This window comes from Microbacterium sp. 22242 (assembly GCF_052045495.1).
GTDB lineage: Bacteria > Actinomycetota > Actinomycetes > Actinomycetales > Microbacteriaceae > Microbacterium.
This window is the reverse complement of sequence record NZ_JBQEOZ010000001.1, coordinates 61,612-86,965: the sequence shown is the minus strand read 5'-3', so window position 1 is coordinate 86,965 and position 25,354 is coordinate 61,612. Positions and strand designations below refer to the sequence as shown.

Genomic DNA, 25,354 nt, shown 5'->3' with positions numbered 1-25,354 from the left:
GGTGACCGCGCCCCTCCTGCCCGACATCGACGTCCGGCGAGATCACCGCCCGACCGGCTGGGAGCGCGTCCGCGACGCCTGGATGCTCGATCCGGCGCGGCGCCGCCTGCTCGCCTGGCTCGCCCCGGCACTGATCACGGTGCTCGCCGCGGTGCTTCGGATCGTCGGGATCGCACACCCCCACACGCTCGTGTTCGACGAGACCTACTACGTCAAGGACGCCTGGTCGCTGTGGACGCAGGGCTACGAGGGCTCCTGGCGCAACGGGGCCAACGATCTGTTCGCCAATGGCGACACGAGCGCGCTGGAGACGACCGCGGCGTTCGTGGTGCACCCTCCCCTCGGCAAGTGGCTGATCGCGCTGGGGATCGCGGCCTTCGGCCCCGGATCGAGCTTCGGCTGGCGGATCTCCACCGCGATCATCGGCACGCTGAGCGTGCTGGTCGTCTACCTGATCGCCAAGGAGCTCACCCGTTCGATCGCGGTCGCCTCGCTCGCCGCGCTGTTCCTGGCGGTGGACGGTCTGGGTATCGTGCTGTCCCGGATCGGGCTGCTGGACGGGGTCCTCACGTTCTTCATCCTGCTCGGCTTCCTCTTCCTGCTGTACGACCGGCGGCGCACGATGCCGCTGCTGCAGGATCCCGGGTTCCACGAGCGCGTCGACGCGCCCCCGCTGTGGGGACGGCTGCTCTGGCGCCGGCCGTGGCTCGTCGCGACCGGACTCGCCCTGGGCGCGGCGTGCGCGATCAAGTGGTCGGGCGTGTACGTGCTCGCGGCGGCCGGGCTCTACGTCGTCGTCATCGACGCGCTCGCCCGCCGTCGCGCCGGGGTCGCGCTGTGGCCCAGCGACGCCGCGTTCCGGCAGGGCCCGATCAGCTTCCTGGCGATGGTGCCCGCGGCCGGCGTGGTCTACGTCGCGAGCTGGACGGGCTGGTTCGTCACGAACGGCGGCTACGACCGGCACATCACCGGCAACGTGCTCACGTCGTGGTTCAAGTACCACTCCGACATCCTGGCGTTCCACGTCGGCCTCACCTCCTCGCACCCTTATGCGAGCCCGGCCTGGCAGTGGCCGCTGCTGCTGCGTCCGACCGCGTTCTGGGTCGGCGGGCAGGACGCCCCGTGCTTCGGCACCGACCACTGCATCGGCACGATCACCTCGATCCCGAACCCGCTGATCTGGTACCTCGGGGTCGCGGCCGCGATCTACCTGCTGGTTCGCTTCGTGCGCGGGCTGGTGCTGCGCGCGCCGATGCCGTGGAGCTATGCGATCCCGCTCGTGGGCCTGGCCGGCACCTACCTGCCCTGGCTCGCGTTCCCCCAGCGCACGATCTTCCAGTTCTACACGGTCGTCATGGCGCCGTTCCTGATCCTCGCCCTGGTCCTGGCGCTGCGCGACCTCGCCGGGCGTCCCGAGGACGATCGGCACCGCCGTCAGGCCGGGCAGCGCACGGTCGCCGTGATCGTCGTGCTGATCGGACTGCTCTCCGCGTTCTTCTATCCGCTGTGGATCGGCCTGCCCGTGCCCTGGTGGTTCTGGCAGGCGCACAACTGGATGCTGAGCTGGATCTGAGGGGGCAGGCATGCGCATTCTCGACACCGTCGACGAGACGCTGATCGCCCGGCTGCGCGCGCAGCAGGAGTTCTTCTGGCTCGATCTCGCCGACCCTGCCGACGCGGACGTGCAGCGCCTGGGCGCGCTGCTCGGGCTGCATCCGCTCGCGATCGAGGACAGCACGAAGTTCGGTCAGCGCCCCAAGCTGGACACCTACGGCGACACCGCGCTGCTGGTGCTGCAGGGCGGGATCGAGTCGCACCCGGAGGACGAGAACGACCATCCGCTCGAGGAGGTGCACTGCCACCTCAGCGGAGACTTCATCGTCACCCTGCACGGCTCCCGCTTCACCGATCTGCAGCATGTGAAGACGCTGCTGGAGCGCTCCACCGCACCCAAGACCGAGCGATATTACGTCTACAAGATCATCGACGTGATCGTGGACAGCTTCTTCCCGATCCTGAGCGACCTCGACGAGGAGATCAACGACCTCGAGGACGCGATCATCGCGGGCGGCGGGCGGCGCGAGCTCCAGGAGACGTTCCGGCTGAAGCGGCTGCTGCTCAAGCTGCGCCGCGCCGTGGTGCCAATGCGCGACCTGTTCGCGCGCGAGATCGAGGTGATCACCGACCTCGCGGGCCTGGAGAGCGACAGCCATGACTACTTCCGCGACATCTACGACCACCTGATCCGGATCACCGACGAGCTCGACGGCTACCACGACATGGTGTCGGGCTGCACCGATCTGTACCTGTCGACGGTCGCGAACCGTCAGGGCGAGACCTCGAAGCAGCTCGCGATCATCGCATCGATCTTCCTGCCGCTGAGCTTCCTCACCGGCTTCTTCGGGATGAACTTCGACTGGGCCATCGCGCACGTGCTGTCGGGCCCGTGGTCGTTCTTCCTGCTCGGGATCGGATCCATGGTCGTGTCCGGCGCGGTGATGTGGTGGTGGTTCCGCCGCAAGGGCTGGACCGGGAACGACGAGTAGAGCGCTCGGCGGCGTCAGCGGGGATCGCCCGATCCGACCTGCTCGCGGCGCCTCAGCGTTCGCGGAGGAGAAGAGCCGGATCCGAGACCGGCAGCCGGCAGACGAATCCGCGGCAGTCGTAGGCGACCTCGTCCACGCCGGCCCGGCCGTCGAACAGCGAGAAGCCGGCCGCCGACCACTCCTGCGCCTGGGCGGTGCTCACCACCGCGACGAGATCGGCGTCCGCCCGGCGTGCCGCCAGGGCGAGCGGACCGGACGGATCCGCCGTCAGCACGACGATCTGCCGCGGCGGCTCCGCGATCCCGCGGGCGGCCCGCAGCAGTGCACCGTGCGCGAACGGATGCTGCAGCGCCGCTGCCGCCCCGGCCTGGATCAGAGCCTCGGCCCGTTCCCGGTGGTCGTCCCCCGCACCGAGGCGCCACGCCGTCAGCGAAGCGGCCGCGCGGGCCGCGGAGCCGGACGGCAGATCGCCGTCGGTCTCGTCCGTCGCGACCGGGATCCCGAGGCTCGTGAGCACCGGATCCGGCGCCGGGTCGGCGGACAGCACGTCGCACGCCGCGACCGCCCACTCCGCCTCTCCCGTGGCCAGCGCGAGCGCGAACAGCCCTTCGGCGAGCAGCCCGAGATCCGATGCGGTGGCGACCGCGGCCGAGGCGTCGCCGTCGAGCGACGTGTGCACCAGCGTGCCGTTCTCGTCGCGGTTGATCGTGAGGACGGCACGCGCGGCCTCCGCGGCCGCGTCGATCCACTCCGGTTCCCCGAGCGCCGCCCCGGCCCGGGCGAGCGCGCCGATCGCGAGCCCGTTCCAGCCCGTGATGACCTTCCCGTCCACGGCGGGCGGCTCCAGCCCGGCGCGCTCCGCGAGCGGACGGCGGTAGTAGCCGCCCTCGCTGCGGGCGCCGTCGATCCACGACTCCGAGTCCTGCGCGGCGCCGAAGCCCCCGCCAGGGCGGCGCAGCGCGGTGAGCAGGAAGGCGGCGATCCCCCGGACGACGTCCTCACGTCCCGCGTCGAGGGCGACCTCGAGCAGCTGCGCGTTGTCGGTCAGCATGCGCTCGTAGTGCGGGACGGTCCAGTCCCGTTGCGTGGCGTAGCGGAAGAAGCCGCCGTCCTCGTCGCACAGCTCGGAGGCCGCCATCGCGGCGAGGGCGCGGTCGGCCACCTCCGCGTGCCCGACCGCCTGCAGGAACCGCAGGGTCGTCGCGACCGGGAACTTCGGCGCACCGCCGAAGCCGCCGTACCGCCTGTCCTCGCGTTCGGAGATCCTCGCCGCGGCCTCCCGCAGCGTCGCCGCGGAAGGAACGGCCGATGCCTCGCCCTGTGCCAGCGACGCCAGGGCCGCGGCGACCGCGCCGGCCTGCTCATCGACCTGCGCGCGGCGCTCGGTCCACGCCTCGCGCACCGCGGCCAGCACGGTCCGGAAGGAGGGCATCCCGCCCCGCGCGGTCGGCGGGAAGTACGTTCCGGCGTGGAACGTCCGCCCCTCCGGCGTCGTGAAGACCGTGAGCGGCCAGCCGAGGTCGCGGGTGAACGCCGACGCCGCCGCCATGTAGGCGGCGTCGACGTCCGGGTGCTCCTCGCGATCGATCTTGACCGCCACGAAACCGGCGTTCAGCTCCGCGGCCGTGGCCGGATCCGAGAACGACTCGCGAGCCATGACGTGGCACCAGTGGCACGTGGAGTAGCCGATCGAGAGCAGCACCGGGACGTCGCGCCGCCGCGCCTCGGCGAACGCCTCCGCCCCCCACGGATACCAGTCCACGGGGTTGTCGGCGTGCGCGCGCAGGTACGGGCTCGCCGTCCCGGCCAGGCGATTGCTCATACCGCCACGCTACGCCCGTGCTCCCCTCGGGGTCGTCGCTCGACCACCCTGGATGAGGGTCAGTTCACCTCGTCGGGGTGTGAGCCGACGCGTCCGGATCCGTCGCCCTGATCGATCGCGTCGATCGCCGCGAACTCGACGTCGCTCAGCGCGAAGTCGAACAGGCCGAGGTTCTCGCGCAGCCGCTCGGCGTGCACCGACTTCGGGAAGACGATGTTGCCGTGCTGCAGGTGCCAGCGCAGCACCACCTGCGCGGGCGTCTTGCCGTGGGCGGCCGCAGCCTCGGCGACGGCCGGGTTCCCGAACAGGTCGTACTTGCCCTGCCCGAGCGGACCCCACGCCTCGATCTTCACGTCGTTGTCGCGCGCCCAGGAGACAACGTCCCGCTGCTGGTGGGCGGGGTGCAGCTCGATCTGGTTCACCGCGGGCACCACGCCGGTCTCCGCCACGATCCGCTCCAGGTGCGGCACGAGGAAGTTGGACACGCCGGCCGAGCGGGCAAGACCCCGGTCGCGGATCGCGACGACCTTCTCCCAGGCGTGCACGTAGTTGTCCTTCGCCGGCGTCGGCCAGTGCACCAGGTAGAGGTCGACGTGGTCCAGGCCGAGCTTCTCCAGGCTCTCCGCGATGGCCGCGTCCGGCTGGTCGCCGTCGTGCCGGTCGTTCCAGAGCTTCGTGGTCACGAACAGCTCGTCGCGCGGGATGCCGCTCTTCGCGATCGCTGCGCCGACGCCCTCCTCGTTGCCGTAGATCGCCGCGGTGTCGATGTGCCGGTACCCGATCTCGAGCGCCTCGCTCACCGCACGCTCGGTGTCGGCGGGATCGACCTTGAAGACTCCGTATCCGACCTGGGGGATCGTGTGACCGTCGTTGAGAGTGATGTCAGGGATCGTCGTCATGTCTTCACCCTAGAACGCCGGCCGGACGTCCGGACGGCGCCGGTGCGCGGCCGGGGAGCGGCGCCGCCTCGCCCTCCGCCGGTGCCGCCCGACGACCTCGGCCGTGCGCGTTAGGCTGGAGGGCTATGTCTGCGCCCGTCATCTCCTACCCGCCGGAGCTCCCGGTCAGCGCCGCGCGCGACGAGATCGCGGCCGCGATCCGCGCGCACCAGGTCGTCATCGTCGCGGGCGCGACAGGCTCGGGCAAGACGACGCAGCTGCCGAAGATCTGCCTCGAGCTGGGCCGGGAGAGGATCGCGCACACGCAGCCGCGCCGGCTCGCCGCGCGCACGATCGCCGAGCGCGTCGCGGAGGAGCTGCGGGTGCCGCTCGGCGGCCTCGTCGGCTACAAGGTCCGCTTCACCGACCAGGTGTCGGACGAGACCCGGATCGCGCTCATGACGGACGGGATCCTGCTCAACGAGATCCACCGGGACCGGCTGCTGCGCCGCTACGACACGATCATCATCGACGAGGCGCACGAGCGCTCGCTCAACGTCGACTTCCTGCTGGGCTACCTGCATCGGATCCTGCCGGAGCGCCCCGACCTGAAGGTCATCATCACCTCGGCGACCATCGATCCGCACAGCTTCGCGAAGCACTTCACGGACGCCGAGGGCGAGCCGGCGCCGGTGATCGAGGTGTCCGGGCGCACGTATCCGGTGGAGATCCGGTACCGGCCGCTCGTCGATCCGTCTCGAACTCAGTCGGAGGGGGCCGATTCCGCCGGTTCCCGGCCGAAGACGCCGAATCGACTGAGTTCGGCACGCGGAGGCGCCGAGCCCGAGGACGAGGTCAGCGCGATCGTGAAGGCGCTGCAGGAGCTGGATCGCGAGGAGCGCGGCGACGTGCTCGTGTTCCTGCCCGGCGAGGCGGAGATCCGCGACGCCGCCGACGCGGTGCGCGGCGCCTTCCGCTCGCAGACCGCGCCGGTCGAGGTGCTGCCGCTGTACGGCCGGCTCTCCGCCGCCGAGCAGCACCGCGTCTTCGAGCCGTCCGCGGTCGCCGGGGTGCGGCGGCGCGTGGTCCTCGCCACCAACGTCGCCGAGACCAGCCTCACCGTGCCCGGCATCAAGTACGTGATCGACACCGGCACCGCCCGCATATCGCGCTACAGCAACCGGTCGAAAGTGCAGCAGCTGCCGATCGAGGCCGTCTCCCAGGCCTCCGCGAACCAGCGCTCTGGTCGTGCCGGGCGCACCAGCGCCGGCATCGCGATCCGCCTGTACAGCGAGGACGACTTCGCCGGACGCCCCGAGTACACCGAGCCGGAGATCCTGCGCACCTCGCTGGCCTCCGTCGTGCTGCAGATGCTCAGCCTCGGCTTCGGCGACATCGCGCAGTTCCCGTTCCTCACTCCGCCGGACTCGCGCGGCGTGAAGGCGGCCATCGAGCTGCTCGTCGAGCTCGGCGCGGTGCAGCCGCCGCGCCCTTCCCGCTCCTCGGCGGGTCCGGCGGCCGAGGCCGAGGCTCCGCGTCTCACCCGGATCGGCCGCGACATCGCGCGCATGCCGATCGACCCGCGCTTCGCCCGGATGCTCGTGGAGTCGGCGAAGACAGGCACGGTGGAGCCCGTGCTCGCGATCGTCGCCGGTCTTTCCATTCAGGACGTGCGCGAGCGCCCGTCGGCCGACGCGCCGAAGGGCGTGCGCGACGAGGCGGAGCGGATGCATGCGCGGTTCGCGGATCCGACGAGCGATTTCCTCTCGATCCTGAACCTGTGGAACCACCTGCGCGAGCAGCAGCGCGAGCTGGGCTCGAGCGCGTTCCGCCGGCTCTGCCGCGCCGAGCACCTCAACTACGTGCGCGTGCGGGAGTGGTTCGACGTGCACCGCCAGCTGCGCACCCTCGTGAAGGCGCGCTCGTCCCGGTCGTCGAGCGAACGGAGCGACACCTCCGGATCGTCGGACGAGCGGAACCAGACGACACGCGGCGGGAGCCGCGTCGTGCTCGGTGCGGCCGATCCCGACGCGATCCATCGCGCGCTCCTCGCCGGGCTGCTGTCCCAGATCGGCGTGCTCGACGAGCGCACCACGGCCAAGGGCCCCGCGCCGAAGGGCGCGGCGAAGGACCCGAAGCGCCGCTTCGCCGAGTACCGCGGAGCGCGCGGGATCCGCTTCGCGCTCTTCCCCGGCTCGGCCCTGCGGCCCGCGAGAGCCTCAGGGACCGGGGCGCCCCGCGCCGTGATGGCCGCCGAGATCGTGGAGACCTCGCGCCTCTTCGCGCGCACGGCCGCCGCGATCGACCCGGCCTGGGCCGAGGCGCTCGCCGGCGACCTCGCGAAGCGGCAGATCTCCGAGCCGCACTGGTCGAAGGAGGCCGGCGCCGCAGTGGCGTTCGAGAAGGTGACGCTGTTCGGCGTCGAGATCGTGCCGCGCCGGCGCGTGCAGTTCGCCCGCATCGACCGGCCCGCCGCGCGCGAGCTGTTCCTGCGGCACGCGCTCGTCGAGGGCGAGTGGGATCCGACGCGGATCGACAAGCGCGTCTCCGCGTTCTGGCGCAGCAACGCCGAGCTGCGCCGCCGCCTGGAGAAGCTCGAGGAGCGCGAGCGCCGCCGCGACATCCTCGTGGGCGACGAGGCCGTGTTCCGCTTCTACGACCAGCGCATCCCCGCCGAGGTGTTCGACGTGCGCTCCTTCGAGGCGTGGTGGCGCGACGCCCTCGCGAAGACCCCGAAGCTGCTCGTGATGCGCGAGGACGATCTGCTCGAGGACGCCGATCGCGCCGATCAGCAGGACTTCCCCACGCGCTGGACGCAGGGCGACCAGGTGCTCGGGCTCGCCTACCGGTTCGAGCCGGGCGCGCCGGACGACGGCGTGAGCGTCGTCGTCCCGCTCGCCCTGCTGCAGCAGGTGCAGGACACCGGCTTCGACTGGCAGGTGCCCGGGCTGCGCGCCGAGCTCGTCACGGCCCTGCTGCGGGCGCTGCCCAAGGCCATCCGCCGGCACGTGGTGCCCGCCGCCGACTGGGCCGACCGCTTCGGCGCCGAGCTCGCCGCCGAGGGACCAGAATCGCACGCGGGGCTGCCGGGGCGCAGCCTGCGCGAGGCGCTCGCCCGGCTCATCCAGCCGCTCGCGAACCAGCCGATGTCGGCCGCGGACTTCGATCTGGAGCGGGTCCCCGCGCACCTGCGGATGAACTTCCGCGCGGTGGACGAGCGCGGCCGGGTGGCCGGATCCGGCCGGGATCTGGGCGTTCTCCAGCGCGAGCTGGCCGACCGCTCCCGCGCGAGCGTGGCCCGCTCGATCGAGCGCGGCCCCGAGACCGCGCGCCCGGGCAGGCGCGGTGCGGCCGAGGTCGCCGCCGCGACGCCCGCCCCCTCCGAGCGCGACGGCATCACCGCGTGGGATCTCGGCGATCTCCCGGAGGTGCTCGACACCCGGGTCGCCGGCGGCGTCGTCCGCGGCTATCCGGCCCTCGTCGACCGGGGGAAGTCGGTGTCGCTCCGCGTCGAGGCCACGGCGGACGCCGCGCTCGCCGCGACCCGCGAGGGCGTGCTGCGCCTGGTGCTGCTCGGGATCCCCTCCCCCGCCTCGTACGTCCAGGAGCACCTGACCAGCGCGGAGAAGCTCGTACTCGCCGCCTCCCCCTACCCGAACGTGGCCGCGCTCGTCGAGGACGCCCGCACGGCTGTCGCCCGGGCCGCGATCGACCGGCTCACCGGGCCTGCCACCGGCTCCAGCTCTGGAACCGTCGGGATCGTGCGCACCGCGGCCGAGTTCGCCCGCGTCCGCGACGGCGTCTCCGCGATCGTCGTGGACGAGCTGTTCGCGCTCGTGTCGCTCGTCGCGAAGATCCTGACGCGGGCGCGCGAGGTGGAGCGGGCGATGAAGGGGCAGAACTCGCTCGCGCTGCTCGCACCGCTGAACGACATCCGCGGTCAGCTGGACGGTCTGCTGCCGTCCGGTTTCATCTCCCTGGCCGGTGCGGAGCGCCTCGCGCACTATCCGCGCTACCTCGAGGGGATCCTGGACCGGCTGCGCACCCTCGCGGATGCGCCGGGCAAGGACCGCACCCGGATGACCGAGTACGAGCGGATGGCGCAGGCGTACCTCGACGCCGGCGGCTCCTTCCCGCTCGACCGGAGCGCCGATCCCCGGCTGGTCGAGGTGCGCTGGCTGCTCGAGGAGTACCGGGTGAGCCTGTTCGCGCAGCGCCTCGGCACCGCGCAGCCGGTCTCCCCGCAGCGCATCGCGAAGGCGCTCGCCGAGAAGCGCGGCTGACCGCCGCCCGGTACTGACGGCCCCGTCGCATCGCGGCCGTCGTAGCCTGGAGCCATGGCTCAGGCGATCGTGCAGACGGAGACCGGCGGACCCGAGGTCCTCACCCTCGTGGAGGCTCCGGATCCGGTCCCCGCGGCGGACGAGGTGGTGGTGCGGATCGAGGCGGCGGGCGTCAACCCGGTCGACGCCAAGCAGCGCAGCGGCGCCCGTCCGCTCCCTCCGATCACCGAACCGCGGCACCTCGGTTTCGACGGCGCCGGGGTGGTGACCGCGGTCGGATCCGCTGTGCAGGGCATGGCGGCGGGCGACCGGGTCGCGATCCGCGACACCCGGGGCACCTACGCCACGGCGCTCGCGGTCCCGGCCGCCCACACCGCGGCGCTCCCGGACGCCGTGTCCGCTGCGGAGGGTGCCGCGCTCGCAATCCCCGCAGGGACGGCCTACCAGTGCCTCCGCTCGCTCGACGTCGGCGAGGGGGATCTGCTGCTCCTGCACGCCGGCTCCGGCGCGGTCGGGCAGGCCGCGATCCAGTTCGCGGTCGACCGGGGCGCCGAGGTCATCGCGACCGGCAGCCCGGCGACCCACGACCGGCTGCGCGCGCTCGGGGCGATCCCTGTCGTGTACGGCGACGGCCTACAGGAACGGATCCGCGAGGCCGCGGACGGCCGCGAGATCACCGTCGCCCTCGACGCCGCGGGCACCGACGAGGCCATCGCGGCGTCGCTCGCACTGGTCGCCGACCGCGACCGGATCGCCACGATCGTGCGCGGCCCCGACGCGGCAGAGCTCGGCATCAGGGCGTTCAGCGGCGGCAGTCCGATTCCGCTCACGGCCCAGGAGCAGGCCTGGCGCGCCGAGGCGCTGCCGGTCACGATCGCGCTGATCGCCGACGGACGCTTCTCGGTCGAGTTCGGCCCCGAGCTGCCGCTCGCCGAGGCGGCGCAGGCGCACCGCCTGATCGAGGAGCACGCCGTCCGCGGCAAGATCATCCTGCGCCCCTGATCCCCTCGCCCCTGACCCCCGCGCCCCCTGACCCCTGCGCGGCGCCGATCCCGGACGCCGCAACAGACGGAAACATCCCGGCGCGGATCGCGGGGGAACCGGAGGATGGACCGGTGACCGATGCCGCCTCCCTCCGCGACGCCCCCGCCACCCGTTTCGCCACGAAGCAGGTGCAGGCGGCGTACGTGGCCGGCACGCCGCAGAACACCGCGGTGCCGCCGCTGTATCAGTCCGCCGCCTACGAGTTCGCGAACCTCGCCGAGGCCCGCGACCTGTTCGCGCTGCGTCGCGCCGGGAACATCTACAGCCGCAACGCCAGCCCCACCCAGCAGCTGCTCGAGGAGCGGGTCGCCGCGCTGGAGGGCGGCGTGTCCGCCGTGGCCGTCGCGAGCGGCCAGGCCGCCGTCGCGGTGACGATCCTCGCGCTCGCCGGACGAGGCGGCCACGTCGTCGCGGCCGACCGCCTCTACGGCGGCACGGTCGATCTGCTGCAGGACACCCTGGACGACTTCGGCATCACCGTCACCTTCGTCGACCAGGACGACCCCGCCGCCTGGCGCGCGGCCGCCACCGAGCGCACCCGGCTGTTCTTCGCCGAATCCGTCGCGAACCCGCTCGCGCAGGTGCTCGACATCCGCACCGTCGCCGACCTCGCGCACGAGGCCGGCGTCCCGCTCGTGGTCGACAGCACGGTCGGCACGCCGTACCTGATCCGCCCGGGCGAGCACGGCGCGGATTTCGTCGTGCACTCCGCGACGAAATACCTGAGCGGCCACGGCACATCGCTCGGCGGCGTGGCGGTGGACGTCGGATCCTTCGACTTCGGCGCCGACCCGGAGCGCTGGCCGCAGTTCACCGTTCCCGCCGCGCGCTTCGGCCCGCTCTCGCTGTGGGAGCGGTTCGGCCAGGGGTTCGCGTTCGCGACGCTCGTCAAGGCCAAGTACGTGCACGACCTGGGACCCTCGCTGTCGCCGTTCAACGCGCACCAGATCCTGCAGGGCATCGAGACGCTCGACCTGCGGGTGTCCCGGCAGAGCGCGTCGGCGCAGGCCGTCGCCGAGACTCTCGCCGGCCATCCCGCGATCGCCGCCGTGCACCACCCCGGTCTGGCCGGCAACCCCTGGCACGAACTGGCCGCGCGGTATCTCCCGCGCGGCATCCCCGCGGTGTTCTCGATCGACCTCGTCTCGACGGGCGACGAGGCGCAGGATCAGGATCGCGTGGAGCGGTTCGTGGACGGCCTGCGCGTCGTGCGCCTGGTCGCCAACATCGGCGACGCGCGCAGCATGGTCTCCCACCCCGCGTCGATGACGCACTCGCACCTGAACGCCGAGCAGCGCGCCGCCGCCGGCATCGGCGCCACCACGATCCGGCTGTCGATCGGCATCGAGGACCCGGCCGACATCCTCGCCGACCTGGAGCAGTCGCTCGACCGGATGACGACCGCGCTGCGTTCCGAACTCAGTCGATCCGGGGCTACCGCCGCGCTGTGACCCGCCCCAGCCCCGGATCGACTGAGTTCGCCACGGTCGGGGCTCGCTACGCTGAGCGGGTGCCGATCCTGAACAAAGACATGACCCTGTGCATCTCGCTGTCCGCTCGCCCGAGCAACAACGGCACGCGGTTCCACAACCACCTCTACGAGGCGCTGGGGCTGAACTGGATCTACAAGGCGTTCGCGCCGACCGATCTCGCCCAGGCGATCGCCGGGGTGCGCGGGCTGGGGATCCGCGGCTGCGCGGTCTCGATGCCGTACAAGGAGGACGTCATCGCGCTCGTGGACCGGATGGACGCCTCCGCCACCGCGATCGACTCGGTGAACACGATCGTGAACGACGACGGAGTGCTCACCGCCTACAACACCGACTACTCCGCGATCGCGCAGCTGATCGCGGAGAACGAGCTCGACCCGGCCTCGCCCGTGCTGCTGCGCGGATCCGGCGGCATGGCCAAGGCGACCGTCGCCGCGTTCCGCGACGCGGGCTTCACCGACCTCACGATCGTCGCCCGCAACGAGGTCGCCGGCCGCGCCCTCGCTGACCTGTACGGCTTCGCGTGGGCCGCCGACCTCGGCGAGCGCACCGCGGACATCCTCGTCAACGTCACCCCGATCGGCATGGCCGGCGGTGCCGAGGAGCATGCGCTCTCCTTCCCCGAGTCCGCGATCGAGGCGGCGCGCACCGTGTTCGACGTCGTCGCCCTCCCCGCCGAGACGCCGCTCGTGCAGGCCGGGGTCGCCGCGGGCAAGACGGTCATCAACGGCGCCTCGGTCGCGACGCTCCAGGCGCTCGAGCAGTTCGTGCTCTACACCGGCGTCCGCCCGAGCGACGACCAGGTGCGCGCGGCCGAGGAGTTCATGCGCGCGCAGTGAACGCCCGCACGCCGTGAGCGGGCGCGCCGTGAGCGGGCGCGCCGTGAGCGGGCGCGCCGTGAGCGGGCGTGTGCATGGCAGATGGGCCGCCGCCGGCGCCCCGGTAGAATCGGACGGTCATGCCCTCCGCCTCGAACTACCCCGCCCCGCGCCTGGACTCCCGCCCCGTCGAGACCTTCACCGCCACCCTCGGCGACCTCGCGGCGCGCCTCGATGCGGCCGTCCCGGCCGCGGCGGGCACGAGGTTCACCGGGGTCGCGCTGGCCACCGATCAGGTGCGGCCTGGCGACCTCTTCCTCGGGATCCGCGGCGCGAAGGCGCACGGCGCGCGGTTCGCGGCGAAGGCGGTCGAGGCCGGCGCGACCGCGGTGCTGACCGACGCCGAGGGCGCCGCGCTCGTCCCCGAGGACGTCCCCACGGTCGTCGTCGACGATCCGCGTCGCTCGGCCGGCCCCGCCTCGGCCTTCCTGTACCGGGACCCCGCCGCATCGATGACCTCGATCGGCATCACCGGCACGCAGGGCAAGACCACGACGGCGTTCTACGTGGCCGCCGCGGCGGGCCTGCAGCGCTCCGGCACGATCGGCTCCATCGGCACCACCGTCGGCGACGACTTCTTCCCGCCGGTGCTGACCACGCCGGAGGCCCCGGAGCTGCAGGCGATGTTCGCGGTCATGCGCGAGCAGCAGCTCAGCACGGTGGCCGTCGAGGCGTCCAGTCACGCGCTCGTGCTCGGCCGGGTGGACGGCTTCGCGTTCGATGCGGGCGTCTTCCTCAACCTCGGGCACGACCACCGCGACTACCACCCCACCCAGGCCGACTACTTCGCCGCCAAGGCGCTGCTGCTCACCCCGGAGCACGCGAAGGTCGGCATCGTCGACATCGACTCGCACTGGGGGCGCGTGCTCGCCGAGCAGGCCTCGGTGCCGGTGCGCACGGTGTCGGCGAGCGGATCCACGGCGGCGGACTGGCGTGCCGAGCAGGTCGAGCTGCGTGCGCACGGCTCCTCGTTCGTGATCCGGTCCCCGCGCGGCGAGCGCGTCCCGTTCTCCACCCAGCTCACCGGCGCCTTCAACGTGAACAACATCCTCGCCGCGGTCGCCGCGCTCGTCGAGTCGGGCCGGGAGCTCGCCGACCTGGCCCCGGGCATCGCGGCCCTGCCGAGCGTCGAGGGCCGGCTGCAGCGCTTCGACTTCGGTCAGCCGTTCACCGCGATCGTCGACTCCGCGCACAAGCCCGAGGCGATCAACGCGGCACTGCGCGCGATCCGGACGACCTCGCCGGAGGGCCGGCTCATCGCGGTGCTCGGCGCGAACGGCAACCGCGACGCCGCCAAGCGCCGCATGATGGGACGGTTCGCGGCGATGCTCGCGGACGTGCTCGTGATCACCGACGACAACCCCTACGACGACGACCCCGCCGAGATCCGCGCGACGCTCATCGACGGCGCGCGCTCCTCGAGCGCCGAGATCGTCGAGATCGGCGACCGGCGCGAGGCGATGGCCGCCGCCGTCCGGATGGCCCGCCCCGAAGACACCGTGGTGATCCTGGGCAAGGGCCACGAGCGCTACCACGCCCTGGCCGGCGGCGAGATCGCCTGGTACGACCCCGACGTGCTCCGCGAGGTCATCGAGGCCCGCTGACCCGCCCGCGGTCACTCCTCGAGCGGATCGTCCTCCGCCGGCACCGGCCCGGTCTCGACCGGGAGCCCGGGGGTGTTCGACCAGGCGCTCCAGGATCCGGGGTAGACGGTGATCTCGCGGCCGATGAGCGCGCCCGCGAGGGCCAGCTGCGCCGCCGTCACGCCGGATCCGCAGTACGCCGCGATCGGCACCTCCTCGGCGGCCCCGGCGACCTCGAACGCGGCGAGGATCTCCTCCGGCTCGCGGAAGCGGCCGTCGGCCGTGAGCACTTCCGTGATCGGCAGATTTCGGGCACCCGGGATGTGCCCCGCGACCGGGTCGATCGGCTCGGCCTCGCCGCGGAAGCGCTCGGGCGCCCGCGCGTCCAGCAGCACCCCGCCCCAGCCGGCGACCTGGTCCGTGTCGAGGATGTCGGCGGATCCGGGGCTCGTCAGCACCACGTCGCCCGGCGGCGGCACCACTTCGCCCTGCTCCACCGCGCCGCCCGCGGCGCGCCACGCGGAGAGCCCGCCGTCCAGGACGCGCACGTCGGCGACGCCCGCGCGCTGCAGCGCCCACCACGCCCGCGAGGCCGGCAGCGAGCGGGAGTCGTCGTAGACCACGACGGGCTGGCCCCGGCGGATCCCCCACCGGCGCGCGGCGGCCTGCAGCGTCGCGTCCGAGGGCAGCGGATGACGGCCGTCCGAGGGTGCGCCGTCGCCGGCGAGCTCCTTCTCGAGATCGGCGAACACCGCGCCGGGCAGGTGACCTGCGAGGTAGTTCTCGTGCCCGTCGGTGAACCCCAGGCGGTACCGCACGTCCAGGAGGCGCACGGTCTCGCCCGCATCCAGGGCGGAACGGAGCTCGGCGGCGGAGATCAGCGGGGAAGCCTGCATGCTCCCATTCTGCCGCTCTCCTCGCCGGCCGCTCCAGCCGAGCCCCGCCACGGTCACTGCGACTCCCGACCGAGCCGCCGCCCGACCCGTCGCCGCGCGATCCGCGGGCCCCGTACGCTGGAGCCATGACCGCACCCGACCGAAACGGATTGCGCTGGGGCATCCTCGCCACCGGCGGCATCGCCCACGCCTTCGCCGCGGACCTGCGCACCGCGGGGCTCGACCTCGTCGCCGTGGGATCCCGCTCGCAGGAGTCCGCCGACGCCTTCGCCGCGCGCTTCGACATCCCCCGGGCGCACGGCTCCTACGAGGCGCTCACGGCGGATCCCGAGGTCGACATCGTCTACGTCGCGACTCCGCACCCGATGCATCACGCCGCCGCCCGCCTCGCGCTCGAGAACGGCAAGCACGTCCTCGTGGAGAAGGCGTTCACCCTCACCCGTGCGGAGGCGCAGGACCTCGCCGATCTGGGCGGGCAGAAGGGCCTCCTGGTGATGGAGGCGATGTGGACGCGGTACCTGCCGCACATGCTGCGGCTGCATGAGATCCTCGCCGCCGGCACCCTGGGCGAGATCCGCGCCGTCTCCGCCGACCACACGCAGCTGCTGCCCTCCGATCCGGCGCACCGCCTGAACGCGCTCGAACTCGGCGGCGGGGCGCTGCTGGACCTGGGCGTCTATCCGATCTCGTTCGTGCACGACGTGCTGGGCGCGCCGGTCACCGTGCAGGCCTCCGCGCGGCTCATCGAGACCGGGGCGGACGCCGACATCGCCACCGTGATGACGCACGAGGGCGGGGCGATCTCGACCACGCTGTCCTCCTCGCGAGCCGCGGGCGCGAACACCGCCGTCGTGCTCGGCACCGAGGCCCGCATCGAGCTGGAGCGGGTCTGGTACTCCCCCACCGTCCTGCGGGTGATCGCACCGGACGGCGCGATCCTCGAGGAGTTCGACGGACGCACCGATGGCTCGGGCCGGCAGTACCAGGCCATCGCGGCCGAGAGGTTCGTGGCCGACGGATCCCTCGACAGCGACCGACTGCCCGTCGCCGAGAGCGTCGCGATCATGGGACTGATGGACCGGATCCGCGCCCAGATCGGCGTGCGCTACCCGACCGAGACCGCCTGACCGGCGGGATCGTCTACCGAAGGAGCCTCCATGGCCGAGCCGCAGGACACCCGCGTCGCCGTCTACCTCGACTTCGACAACATCGTCATCTCGTGGTACGACCGCGTCCACGGGCGCAACTCGTACAGCAAGGACCGGCAGCGGATCCAGGAGAACCCCGCCGATGCCGAGGTCGCAGAGCGGCTGAGCCGGGCAACGATCGACGTCGGCGCGATCATCGACTACGCCTCCTCGTTCGGCACCATGGTGCTCACCCGCGCCTATGCGGACTGGTCCTCGCCCGTGAACGCGGAGTACCGGTCGCAGCTCGTGGCCCGCGCGGTCGACCTGGTGCAGCTCTTCCCCGCCGCCGCCTACGCCAAGAACGGCGCCGACATCCGCCTGGCCGTGGACGCCGTGGAGGACATGTTCCGCCTGCCCGACCTCACCCACGTGGTGATCGTGGCCGGCGACTCGGACTACGTCCCGCTCGCGCAGCGCTGCAAGCGCCTGGGCCGGTACGTGGTCGGGATCGGGGTGGCCGGATCCACCGCCAAGTCCCTGGCCGCCGCGTGCGACGAATTCGAGGCCTACGACTCGCTCCCCGGCGTCGCACGGCCGCAGGCGGCCGCGGAGCAGGCGCAGCCCGATCCGAAGAAGCCGGTGAAGCAGGCCCAGGCGCCGCGCAAGTCGACGAAGCAGGGCCCCGCCGACGTCGTGGCGGAGAAGGACGAGCCGAGCACGACCGATCAGGAACGCGCCACCGCGACCCTGGAGCGCGCCCTGCGACTCGGCCACGACAAGAGCGACGCGGACGAGTGGCTGCACAGCTCCGCCGTGAAGACGCAGATGCGCCGGATGGACCCCTCGTTCAGCGAGAAGGCTCTCGGCTACCGATCCTTCAACGCGTTCCTCAAGTCGCGCGCCGACATCGCCGAGCTCGAGGAGACCGGCCACGAGCGCCTGGTCCGCCTCCGCGAGGTCTGAACCGCCGTCGCTCCGCGCCGTCCGAGCCTGACGGCGCCGCAGCGCTCACCCGTTCAGGATCGCGGCGATCGCGCCCTCGAGCGTGGGGGTGCGGAACCGGAAGCCTGCGTCGAAGAGCGCCTGCGGGGCGACCCAGTTGCTCTTCAGCACGAGCTGCGACTCGGTGCCGAGGACGGCCATGCCCGGCTCCAGCACGAATCGCGGCGCGGGCAGCCCGAACGGCGCATGCGCCGCGCGGCGGAGCGTGCGCATGAGGTCGCGGTTGGTCACGGCCACGGGCGCGGCCATGTTCACCGGCCCGCTGATCGCGTCGTGGTCGCGGAGGAACCGGATCGCCTCCACGAAATCCCGCTCATGGATCCAGGAGAACATCTGCCGCCCCTGCGACCGATGGTGGCCGGGCTCCGCGGGGGCGGTGGGGTGGGGGCCGATGCCGCGGTAGCGACGGTGCGGGAACCACCACCCGTCGTACTGCGCTCCGCCCGCCCCCAGCCGCGCCAGTCTCAGCAGCATCGTCATCACGGGAGCGCCGCGGCCGAGCACGAGGGTCGTGCGCAGCGCGATCCGCCGAGTCGCCGGCAGGTCGCCGCCGAACAGCTCCGCCTCCCAGGCCCGGGTGACGTCGGGCAGGAATCCGCCGTCGTCTGCGGGATCCTGCTCGGTCTGCGCGCGGTCGAGCGCGTAGCGATAGAGCCCCGCGGAGCTGCCGTTCAGCCACACGGCGGGCGGGAGCTCGGCCGCCGAGATCGCACGGTGCAGCGCCCGCGTGGTCTCGACGCGGGAACGCAGGATCTCGTGGCGGTTGCGATCCGTGTAGCGGCAGTCGATCCGCCTGCCGGCGAGCCCGACCACCAGCGCCGATCCGTCGACGAGCCGGCGGATCCCCTCGGGATCGTCCCAGGACGCGTCGGCACCGGAGCGCCCGATCGTGCGCACGTCGTACCCGTCGATCCGCAGCGCGTCGCGGATGGCCGTGCCCAGGTAGCCGCTGCCCCCGCCGATCACGGCGCGGGGCTGCGCGGGCGCGGCTGCGCTCATTCGGATCCTCCCTCGCCCGCGGGCGATCCGCCGCTCTCCTTCTTGCGCTTCTCGATCTCCGCGCGCAGCCGCCACTCCTCGATCTCGCGGTCGAGGTCGGCGATCTGCTGCTCTGTCGTGCGGGTGTCGACCGGTGCCGGCGGCGTGGGCGGCGCGGACGGCTGGGATCGCCGCTCCCTCGCCGGCCGGGCGAGCCGGATCCCCTCGCCGTCGTACTCCCGGCCGACCAGGAACCAGATCAGGGATCCGGCGAGCGGGATCAGGATGACCAGGATGATCCAGAACATCTTCGGCAGGTGCTTCACCTGATCGTCGCGTCGCGTGATGATGTCGATGAGCGCGCCGATCAGCAGCGCCAGCGTCAGGATCGAGAACAGGACGGCCATGCCGACAGCCTAGGAGATCCCTATGGCCCTCAGGATCACGGGAGCGTGTGCCCGGCGGCCCGGAACAGCTCGTACCACTCGGCGCGGCTCAGCTCCACGTCGGCGCCGTCGGCCGCCTCTCGCACCCGGGAGGGGGTCGTGGTGCCGAGCACGACCTGCATGCCGGCCGGGTGCCGCGTGATCCAGGCGGTGGCGATCGCGGTCGGGGTGACCCCGTGCGCTGCGGCGATCCGGTCGATCGCCGTGTTGAGCTCGGGGTAGTCCGGGTTGCCCAGGAACACGCCCGTGAAGAAGCCGGCCTGATAGGGCGACCACGCCTGCACGGTGATGCCCTCGATGCGGCAGTACTCCACGATGCCGCCGCCGTCGCGCACGACGCTCTGATCGAGGTCGCCCATGTTGGCTGCGAGCGGCTGGGCGATGACCGGCGCATGCGTGATCGACAGCTGCAGCTGGTTCGCCACGATCGGCTGCGTCACCGCGGTCTTCAGCAGGTCGATCTGGCGCGGGGTGTGGTTCGAGACGCCGAAGGAGCGCACCTTGCCCGACGCGTGCAGCTCGTCGAACGCCCGCGCGACCTCCTCTGGCTCCACGAGCGCGTCAGGACGATGCAGCAGCAGCACGTCGATCCGGTCCGTGCGCAGGGCCGCGAGCGACCCCTCCACCTGACGGACGATGTGGTCGTAGGAGAAGTCGAATACCCCCTCGGCCGGCACGATGCCGCACTTCGTCTGCAGCGTGATCTCGTCGCGTTCCGCCGCGGACAGCCCCAGCGCCTCGCCGAACCGCTTCTCGCAGCCGTGCATCGCGCGCCCGTAGATGTCGGCGTGATCGAAGAAGTCGATCCCGCTCGTGCGGGCGGTGTCGTAGAGCTCGCGGATCTGAGCGTCCGTCAGGTCTTCGATGCGCATCATTCCGGCGATCACGGCCGGCGCGCTGCCTCCGGCGAATCGGATCTGCTTCATGCCGTGCTCTCCTTCGTCGTCTCGGCGGCCGTGTCCTGCGCCGCCGCGGTCTTGTTCGCCTGCGCCTGTGCCACGAACGCCTGGTAGTCCCGCTCCACGAGATCGGCGTACTCGTTCGCCCAGCGCACCAGGATATCGGCCAGCTGGCCGCCCTTGCCGGCGTATCCCGCGATCAGGGGCGCGGCGGGCGCCTGGGCGTGCGCGCGGGCGAGGGTGATCGCGCAGGCCACGGCGTACTCGAGGTACCCCTCGTCCTGGATCTCGTCGGTGTCGATCGACCCCTTCATGTCGTGGAACTGCCGCACGTAGTAGTCCCGGCCTGCGCGGGAGTCCTGACCCGTGCCGTGGATGTGCCCGAGGAACGGGTCCGAGAACGCCTGCAGCACGCGCTGCATCCCGACGACTCTCGCGCCCTGCCCGTGCTCGTCGATGAGATCCTTCAGGTCGGCGGGCTGCGCGATGCCGCCGTACTCGGCCAGCACGCTCCGCCCCGCCTCCTTCACCTGCAGGATCATCGGCTCCGCGTCCGAGGTGCTCAGCACCGCCAGGTAGCAGCGGGTGCCGACGCTTCCCACTCCCACCACGCGGCGGGCGACGTCGCGCACCCGGTACTGCCGCAGCAGCAGCTGGATGTCGACGTGCGCCGACTCGGCGTACGACCGGAACGCCTCATCGCCGATCGCACGGAGGTCCGGATCGGCGTGGGTCATGACCGGAGGCTGCTCGACGAAGCGCAGCCGGCCATCCTTCCCCTTCTCGGTCAGCCTGCGAGCGGCGCGATCCGTGGTCCGCTTCTCCGCTGCCGCGATCGCCTTCTGCAGGTCCTGCCGCGAGTCCACGTCGAGGCCCTCCAGGCGCGCGCTCGCGTCGAAGTGCGCGAAATAGCGCTGCAGCGGATCGGCGTTCACCGCGGCGCCGAGCGCCCTGACATAGGCGATCACGCTGCGCCGCGCGGCCTCGTCGGCGACGGCGGAGCCGCGATCGGCTCGCGCGCCGATCACGACGCTGGCGACCAGGCGCTTCAGGTCCCACTCCCAGGGCGCCCACGCGGCCTCGTCGAAGTCGTCCAGGTCGAACAGCAGGGTGCGCTGCGGCGAGGCGAAGAAGCCGAAGTTCCCGATGTGCGCGTCGCCGCAGGACGGCACCAGGATCCCGGTGTTCGGCTCCCGGGCGAAGTCCGCGGCCATCAGCACGGCCGAGCCGCGGTAGAAGGCGGCGGCGCTCGCGGCCATGCGCTCGGTGCGCAGCGGGACCAGGCCGGGCAGCCGGGTGCTGTTCTGCCGCTGCAGGATCCCGAGCGGATCGCGGCCCTTCCGGGTGATCGCGGCGAGCTCGGAACGCGGGGTGCGGTCGCGCGCGGCGCGGCCCTGGGCGAGTCCTTCGGCCCGGGTCAGCATCGCGTCGCCGACGAGCGTGGTATCGGCCATGCCTCATTCTGCCTCGCACCGGACCGCGCCGGACCGGACCGACCGCACCGGACCGGACCGGCGAGCGGGCTCCGGTTCGGAGCCGCGCCGCGAGATCGCCGCACCGCGTCGCCGATCCGGGAGAGGATCGCGGACGCAGGATATCCGCACGCGGGACGATAATGGCTCTCGGCCCTGGCCAGCGGGCGATCGAGCACAGACGAAAGGCGCCGCATGAGCGAGCAGCATCCGGGACCGGCCCTCGATCCCGAGGACGCACTGGAGAACGAGCGGGAGCTCACCGGAGACCGGCTGACCGCGGTCGAGGACTTCTCCAGCGAGGAGGCCGGCTACCACAAGGCGCTGCGGCCGCGGCAGATCCAGATGATCGCGATCGGCGGCGCGATCGGCACGGGCCTGTTCATGGGCGCCGGCGGCCGTCTCGCCTCGAGCGGCCCCGCCCTGATCTTCGTCTACGCGCTCTGCGGCTTCTTCGCCTTCCTCATCCTGCGGGCGCTCGGCGAGCTGGTGCTGCACCGCCCGTCGTCTGGCTCCTTCGTGTCCTACGCACGCGAGTTCTTCGGCGAGAAGATGGCGTTCGTCAGCGGCTGGCTGTACTTCCTGAACTGGGCGATGACCTCGATCGTCGACGTCACCGCCGCGGCGCTCTACGTGAAGTTCTGGGCGCAGTACTGGGAGCCGCTGCGCAGCGTGCCGCAGTGGGTGATCGCGCTGGTCGCCCTGGTCGTCGTGCTCTCGCTGAACCTCGTCAGCGTCAAGCTGTTCGGCGAGATGGAGTTCTGGTTCGCCATGATCAAGGTCGTGGCGCTCATCGCGTTCCTCGTGATCGGCACCGTGATCCTGATCCTGCACGGCTCGACCGACGTGGGCCCGACGGGGTTCTCGGTCATCGCGGATCACGGCGGCATCGCGCCCCTGGGCCTCTTCCCGCCCCTCATCGCGATCTCGGGCGTGGTGTTCGCGTACGCGTCGATCGAGCTCGTCGGCACTGCGGCGGGCGAGACCGCGGAGCCGGAGAAGATCATGCCGCGCGCGATCAACACGGTGGTGATCCGCATCGCGGTGTTCTACGTCGGATCGATCCTGCTGCTGTCGCTGCTGCTGCCGTTCGGCACGTACAAGGCGGGCGAATCGCCGTTCGTGACGTTCTTCTCGCACCTGGGCGGCGCGGACACCGGAGCGATCGCGGGGTCGGTGATGAACTTCGTGGTGCTGACCGCCGCGCTGTCCAGCCTGAACGCGGGGCTGTACTCGACGGGACGGATCCTGCGCTCGATGTCGGTGAACGGATCGGCGCCGCGGTTCACCGCCGTGATGAGCCGCAACGGGGTCCCGTACGGCGGGATCCTGCTCACCTCAATGATCACGCTCGCGGGCGTCGTCCTCAACGCGGTGGTGCCGTCCCAGGCGTTCGAGATCGTGCTCGAGGTCTCCGCCCTGGGCATCATCGGCGGCTGGGCCACGATCGTGGTGTGCCAGCTCAAGTTCCACTCGCTGACCAGGCGCGGCGTGCTGGAGCGCTCGTCGTTCCGGATGTTCGGGGCGCCGTACACCGGTTATCTCACGCTCGCCTTCCTGCTCTTCGTGCTCGTCACGATGGGCTTCACCGAGACGGGACGCTGGGTGCTCGCCTCCCTGGTCGTGATCATCCCGGCGCTGATCGTCGGGTGGTTCGCCGCCCGGAAGGGGATCCTCGCCGCATCCCGGCAGCGCGAGGGGTACACCGGCATGCACCCCGTGCTGCCGCATCGCCAGGCGACCGAGGCGCTGCGCGACGAGGACTGAGGCCGCCGCGCTCCTCGGGCGACGGGCTTCTCGCCGGGCCACCGGAATGTCGGTGGCCCGGCGTAGCGTCGAGGCGACGGCGGACGAACCGCCGGAAGGAGCGTGCAGCATGGACTGGAAGATCGAGCTCATCTTCGTGCCGGTCACGGACGTCGACCGTGCGAAGGAGTTCTACGAGCGGGTCGGGTTCCACGCCGACTTCGACGAGGTCCCGTACGAGGGCCTGCGATTCGTGCAGATGACGCCGCCGGGATCCGCGTGCTCGATCGCGTTCGGCACCGGTCTCGGAATCGACCTCGAGCCGGGCCGGCAGAACACGATCCAGGTCGTCGTGCCCGATGCGGACGAGGCGCTCGCGCACTTGCGCGACATCGGAGCCGAGGCGGACGGCGTGAACGAGCTGGCCTGGGGCCGCTTCGTCACGTTCGCCGACCCCGACGGCAACCGCTGGACCCTGCAGCAGGTCCCCGATCGCAGCGGTCAGGCCTGAGCGGAGGCCGGGGACCGGCGCCCGAGGGGCGCTGCTCCCCGGCCCCGCCGCAGCCGTTCGACATGTCTGCGCGGAATCCCCACAGGGGGATTAGCGTGGTGCCATGACCTCCCCGATCGATCCCACCTCGACCACCGCCTGGCACGAGCTCACCGCGCTGCGGGACTCGTTCACCCCCGATCTTCGCGGCTGGTTCGCGGACGACGCGCAGCGCGTCGAGAACCTCACGTTCGACCTCGCCGACCTGCGCGTCGACCTGTCGAAGAACCTCGTCACGTCCGACGTGCGTGCAGCCCTGGTCGGGCTGGCGGAGCAGACCGGCGTCGCCGAGCGCTTCGCCGAGATGCTCTCCGGCGTCCACATCAACACCACCGAGGATCGTGCCGTGCTGCACACCGCGCTGCGCCGTCCGAAGGATGCGGAGCCGGCCCTCGTCGTCGACGGCCAGCAGGTCGACACGGACGTGCATGCGGTGCTCGACGCCATGGCCGCGTTCGCCGATCGGGTTCGCTCGGGCGGCTGGCTGGGCATCACCGGCAAGAAGGTGACGCACGTCGTCAACATCGGCATCGGCGGCTCCGATCTCGGGCCCGTGATGGTCTACGAGGCGCTCAAGCCCTACGCGGACGCGGGCATCCAGGCCCGGTTCGTGTCGAACATCGACCCCACCGACATCGCCCAGAAGACCGCCGACCTCGATCCCGAGACGACGCTGTTCATCGTCGCGTCGAAGACGTTCACCACGCTCGAGACGCTCACCAACGCCCGCCTCGCCCGCGACTGGCTCTGGCGAGGCCTCACCGCGTCGGGCGCGATCGCCGACGACGAGGACAGCCGTACGGACGCCGTGGCGCACCACTTCGTCGCGGTGTCCACCGCCCTCGACCGGGTCGCCGCCTTCGGCATCGACCCCGCGAACGCCTTCGGCTTCTGGGACTGGGTCGGCGGGCGGTACTCGGTGGACTCCGCGATCGGTCTGTCCCTCGTCATCACGTTCGGGCCCGACGCCTTCCGCGAGCTGCTCGCGGGCTTCCACGCCGTCGACGAGCACGTGCGCACCACTCCCCTGGACCGCAACGTCCCGGTGCTGATGGGTCTGCTCAACGTCTGGTACGGCAACTTCCTCGGCGCGCAGTCGCACGCCGTGCTGCCGTATGCGCAGCAGCTGAGCCGCTTCCCCGCCTACCTGCAGCAGCTCACGATGGAGTCGAACGGCAAGTCGGTGCGCTGGGACGGCACCCCCGTCACCACCGACACGGGCGAGGTCTTCTGGGGCGAGCCGGGCACCAACGGCCAGCACGCGTTCTACCAGCTGATCCACCAGGGCACCCGGCTCATCCCCGCCGACTTCATCGCGGTGGCCAACCCGGCCTATCCCCTCGAGGACGACGGGCGTGACGTGCACGGCCTGTTCCTCGCGAACTTCCTCGCCCAGACCAAGGCGCTCGCGTTCGGCAAGACGGCCGCCGAGGTGGAGGCCGAAGGAACCACCGGCCCTCTGGTCGCCGCCCGCACGTTCCCCGGCAACCGCCCGACCACGTCGATCTTCGCGCCCGCACTGACCCCGGCCGTGCTCGGCCAGCTGATCGCGCTCTACGAGCACATCACGTTCACCCAGGGCGCGATCTGGGGCATCAACTCCTTCGACCAGTGGGGCGTCGAGCTCGGCAAGCAGCTGGCGCTGCAGATCGCCCCCGCGATCGAGGGCGATCAGGACGCGGTGGCGGCACAGGACCCCTCCACCAGGGCG

At 72.0% G+C, this 25,354-nt stretch carries 19 protein-coding genes (1 of these 19 cut by a window edge); 12 read left to right on the top strand and 7 right to left on the bottom strand.

Annotated elements, in window-relative coordinates; all coding sequences use genetic code 11:
- Nucleotide 1 precedes the first annotated feature (1 nt).
- Together ACTJJZ_RS00415 and ACTJJZ_RS00410 are read left to right on the top strand one after the other, a co-directional pair.
- Entirely contained in the window at nucleotides 2-1,573 is a 1,572-nt protein-coding gene (locus ACTJJZ_RS00415) for a dolichyl-phosphate-mannose--protein mannosyltransferase (RefSeq protein WP_440719189.1), read from the top strand.
- A gap of 10 nt (nucleotides 1,574-1,583) precedes the next feature.
- Complete coding sequence (locus ACTJJZ_RS00410) at nucleotides 1,584-2,546, top strand: magnesium transporter CorA family protein (protein WP_440719188.1); 963 nt, start codon at nucleotides 1,584-1,586, stop codon at nucleotides 2,544-2,546.
- Between the two features lie 52 nt (nucleotides 2,547-2,598).
- Here the strand turns inward: ACTJJZ_RS00410 and ACTJJZ_RS00405 are convergent, their stop codons facing one another.
- Both ACTJJZ_RS00405 and ACTJJZ_RS00400 read right to left on the bottom strand, forming a co-directional pair.
- Nucleotides 2,599-4,368: a thioredoxin domain-containing protein gene (locus ACTJJZ_RS00405; protein ID WP_440719187.1), complete on the bottom strand. Its 1,770-nt coding sequence runs from the start codon at nucleotides 4,366-4,368 to the stop codon at nucleotides 2,599-2,601.
- A 59-nt stretch (nucleotides 4,369-4,427) separates the two neighbouring features.
- A complete protein-coding gene (locus tag ACTJJZ_RS00400; RefSeq protein WP_440719186.1) occupies nucleotides 4,428-5,267 on the bottom strand; it encodes an aldo/keto reductase in 840 nt (279 codons plus the stop codon).
- A 125-nt stretch (nucleotides 5,268-5,392) separates the two neighbouring features.
- Here ACTJJZ_RS00400 and hrpA point away from each other — a divergent pair, with 125 nt between their 5' ends.
- The 5 genes from hrpA to ACTJJZ_RS00375 all read left to right on the top strand — a co-directional run bounded on the left by hrpA (nucleotide 5,393) and on the right by ACTJJZ_RS00375 (nucleotide 14,545).
- Nucleotides 5,393-9,529, top strand: a complete 4,137-nt coding sequence (gene hrpA / locus ACTJJZ_RS00395; RefSeq protein WP_440719185.1) for an ATP-dependent RNA helicase HrpA — start codon at nucleotides 5,393-5,395, stop codon at nucleotides 9,527-9,529.
- A 54-nt stretch (nucleotides 9,530-9,583) separates the two neighbouring features.
- A complete protein-coding gene (locus tag ACTJJZ_RS00390; protein ID WP_440719184.1) occupies nucleotides 9,584-10,531 on the top strand; it encodes a quinone oxidoreductase family protein in 948 nt (315 codons plus the stop codon).
- Nucleotides 10,532-10,644: 113 nt separating this feature from the next.
- Complete coding sequence (locus tag ACTJJZ_RS00385) at nucleotides 10,645-12,024, top strand: O-acetylhomoserine aminocarboxypropyltransferase/cysteine synthase family protein (protein WP_440719183.1); 1,380 nt, start codon at nucleotides 10,645-10,647, stop codon at nucleotides 12,022-12,024.
- 59 nt (nucleotides 12,025-12,083) lie between these two features.
- The gene (locus ACTJJZ_RS00380; protein WP_440719182.1) at nucleotides 12,084-12,902 is read left to right on the top strand and encodes a shikimate 5-dehydrogenase; all 819 of its coding nucleotides are present in this window, start codon (nucleotides 12,084-12,086) and stop codon (nucleotides 12,900-12,902) included.
- A 119-nt stretch (nucleotides 12,903-13,021) separates the two neighbouring features.
- Complete coding sequence (locus ACTJJZ_RS00375) at nucleotides 13,022-14,545, top strand: UDP-N-acetylmuramoyl-L-alanyl-D-glutamate--2,6-diaminopimelate ligase (RefSeq protein WP_440719181.1); 1,524 nt, start codon at nucleotides 13,022-13,024, stop codon at nucleotides 14,543-14,545.
- Between the two features lie 11 nt (nucleotides 14,546-14,556).
- Here ACTJJZ_RS00375 and ACTJJZ_RS00370 read toward each other — a convergent pair whose 3' ends face one another.
- A complete protein-coding gene (locus ACTJJZ_RS00370) occupies nucleotides 14,557-15,420 on the bottom strand; it encodes a sulfurtransferase (RefSeq protein WP_440719180.1) in 864 nt (287 codons plus the stop codon).
- Nucleotides 15,421-15,545: 125 nt separating this feature from the next.
- Here ACTJJZ_RS00370 and ACTJJZ_RS00365 point away from each other — a divergent pair, with 125 nt between their 5' ends.
- Nucleotides 15,546-16,547, top strand: coding sequence for a Gfo/Idh/MocA family protein (locus ACTJJZ_RS00365; RefSeq protein ID WP_440719179.1), 1,002 nt, complete (start codon nucleotides 15,546-15,548; stop codon nucleotides 16,545-16,547).
- A gap of 30 nt (nucleotides 16,548-16,577) precedes the next feature.
- Complete coding sequence (locus tag ACTJJZ_RS00360; protein ID WP_440719178.1) at nucleotides 16,578-17,513, top strand: NYN domain-containing protein; 936 nt, start codon at nucleotides 16,578-16,580, stop codon at nucleotides 17,511-17,513.
- Between the two features lie 45 nt (nucleotides 17,514-17,558).
- Here the strand turns inward: ACTJJZ_RS00360 and ACTJJZ_RS00355 are convergent, their stop codons facing one another.
- The 4 genes from ACTJJZ_RS00355 to ACTJJZ_RS00340 are packed head-to-tail and all read right to left on the bottom strand — an operon-like array spanning nucleotide 17,559 to nucleotide 21,329.
- On the bottom strand, nucleotides 17,559-18,551 hold the full coding sequence (locus tag ACTJJZ_RS00355; protein ID WP_440719177.1) for an epimerase: 993 nt from the start codon (nucleotides 18,549-18,551) through the stop codon (nucleotides 17,559-17,561).
- Nucleotides 18,548-18,937 carry a PLD nuclease N-terminal domain-containing protein gene (locus ACTJJZ_RS00350; protein ID WP_440719176.1) on the bottom strand — a complete coding sequence of 130 codons (390 nt, stop codon included), beginning with the start codon at nucleotides 18,935-18,937 and terminating at the stop codon, nucleotides 18,548-18,550. The genes ACTJJZ_RS00355 and ACTJJZ_RS00350 overlap by 4 nt, the downstream gene beginning before the upstream one ends.
- A gap of 35 nt (nucleotides 18,938-18,972) precedes the next feature.
- Nucleotides 18,973-19,902 (bottom strand): aldo/keto reductase, encoded by a 930-nt coding sequence (locus ACTJJZ_RS00345; RefSeq protein WP_440719175.1) that lies wholly within the window; start codon nucleotides 19,900-19,902, stop codon nucleotides 18,973-18,975.
- Nucleotides 19,899-21,329 carry a DUF2252 domain-containing protein gene (locus ACTJJZ_RS00340; protein WP_440719174.1) on the bottom strand — a complete coding sequence of 477 codons (1,431 nt, stop codon included), beginning with the start codon at nucleotides 21,327-21,329 and terminating at the stop codon, nucleotides 19,899-19,901. Before ACTJJZ_RS00340 ends, ACTJJZ_RS00345 begins: the two co-directional genes overlap by 4 nt.
- Nucleotides 21,330-21,542: 213 nt before the next feature.
- Between ACTJJZ_RS00340 and ACTJJZ_RS00335 the strand changes: the two genes are divergently transcribed.
- From ACTJJZ_RS00335 to pgi, 3 genes are all read left to right on the top strand, one after another.
- The gene (locus ACTJJZ_RS00335; protein ID WP_440719173.1) at nucleotides 21,543-23,114 is read left to right on the top strand and encodes an amino acid permease; all 1,572 of its coding nucleotides are present in this window, start codon (nucleotides 21,543-21,545) and stop codon (nucleotides 23,112-23,114) included.
- A 109-nt stretch (nucleotides 23,115-23,223) separates the two neighbouring features.
- Nucleotides 23,224-23,604: a VOC family protein gene (locus ACTJJZ_RS00330; protein ID WP_440719172.1), complete on the top strand. Its 381-nt coding sequence runs from the start codon at nucleotides 23,224-23,226 to the stop codon at nucleotides 23,602-23,604.
- A 103-nt stretch (nucleotides 23,605-23,707) separates the two neighbouring features.
- A protein-coding gene (gene pgi, locus ACTJJZ_RS00325; protein WP_440719171.1) for a glucose-6-phosphate isomerase crosses the window boundary here: on the top strand, nucleotides 23,708-25,354 show its 5' portion. Its footprint extends 15 nt past the window's final position; the window shows 1,647 of its 1,662 coding nt (coding positions 1-1,647); the start codon lies at nucleotides 23,708-23,710; its stop codon lies beyond the right edge, outside the window.

Excerpts from the sequence above, each read along its gene's own strand:
- ACTJJZ_RS00410 (WP_440719188.1), top strand. The coding sequence starts at position 1,584 with ATGCGCATTCTCGACACCGTCGACGAGACGCTGATCGCCCGGCTGCGC.
- ACTJJZ_RS00405 (WP_440719187.1), bottom strand. The coding sequence starts at position 4,368 with ATGAGCAATCGCCTGGCCGGGACGGCGAGCCCGTACCTGCGCGCGCAC.
- ACTJJZ_RS00400 (WP_440719186.1), bottom strand. The coding sequence starts at position 5,267 with ATGACGACGATCCCTGACATCACTCTCAACGACGGTCACACGATCCCC.
- hrpA (WP_440719185.1), top strand. The coding sequence starts at position 5,393 with ATGTCTGCGCCCGTCATCTCCTACCCGCCGGAGCTCCCGGTCAGCGCC.
- ACTJJZ_RS00390 (WP_440719184.1), top strand. The coding sequence starts at position 9,584 with ATGGCTCAGGCGATCGTGCAGACGGAGACCGGCGGACCCGAGGTCCTC.
- ACTJJZ_RS00375 (WP_440719181.1), top strand. The coding sequence starts at position 13,022 with ATGCCCTCCGCCTCGAACTACCCCGCCCCGCGCCTGGACTCCCGCCCC.
- ACTJJZ_RS00370 (WP_440719180.1), bottom strand. The coding sequence starts at position 15,420 with ATGCAGGCTTCCCCGCTGATCTCCGCCGCCGAGCTCCGTTCCGCCCTG.
- ACTJJZ_RS00365 (WP_440719179.1), top strand. The coding sequence starts at position 15,546 with ATGACCGCACCCGACCGAAACGGATTGCGCTGGGGCATCCTCGCCACC.
- ACTJJZ_RS00360 (WP_440719178.1), top strand. The coding sequence starts at position 16,578 with ATGGCCGAGCCGCAGGACACCCGCGTCGCCGTCTACCTCGACTTCGAC.
- ACTJJZ_RS00355 (WP_440719177.1), bottom strand. The coding sequence starts at position 18,551 with ATGAGCGCAGCCGCGCCCGCGCAGCCCCGCGCCGTGATCGGCGGGGGC.
- ACTJJZ_RS00350 (WP_440719176.1), bottom strand. The coding sequence starts at position 18,937 with ATGGCCGTCCTGTTCTCGATCCTGACGCTGGCGCTGCTGATCGGCGCG.
- ACTJJZ_RS00345 (WP_440719175.1), bottom strand. The coding sequence starts at position 19,902 with ATGAAGCAGATCCGATTCGCCGGAGGCAGCGCGCCGGCCGTGATCGCC.
- ACTJJZ_RS00340 (WP_440719174.1), bottom strand. The coding sequence starts at position 21,329 with ATGGCCGATACCACGCTCGTCGGCGACGCGATGCTGACCCGGGCCGAA.
- ACTJJZ_RS00335 (WP_440719173.1), top strand. The coding sequence starts at position 21,543 with ATGAGCGAGCAGCATCCGGGACCGGCCCTCGATCCCGAGGACGCACTG.
- ACTJJZ_RS00330 (WP_440719172.1), top strand. The coding sequence starts at position 23,224 with ATGGACTGGAAGATCGAGCTCATCTTCGTGCCGGTCACGGACGTCGAC.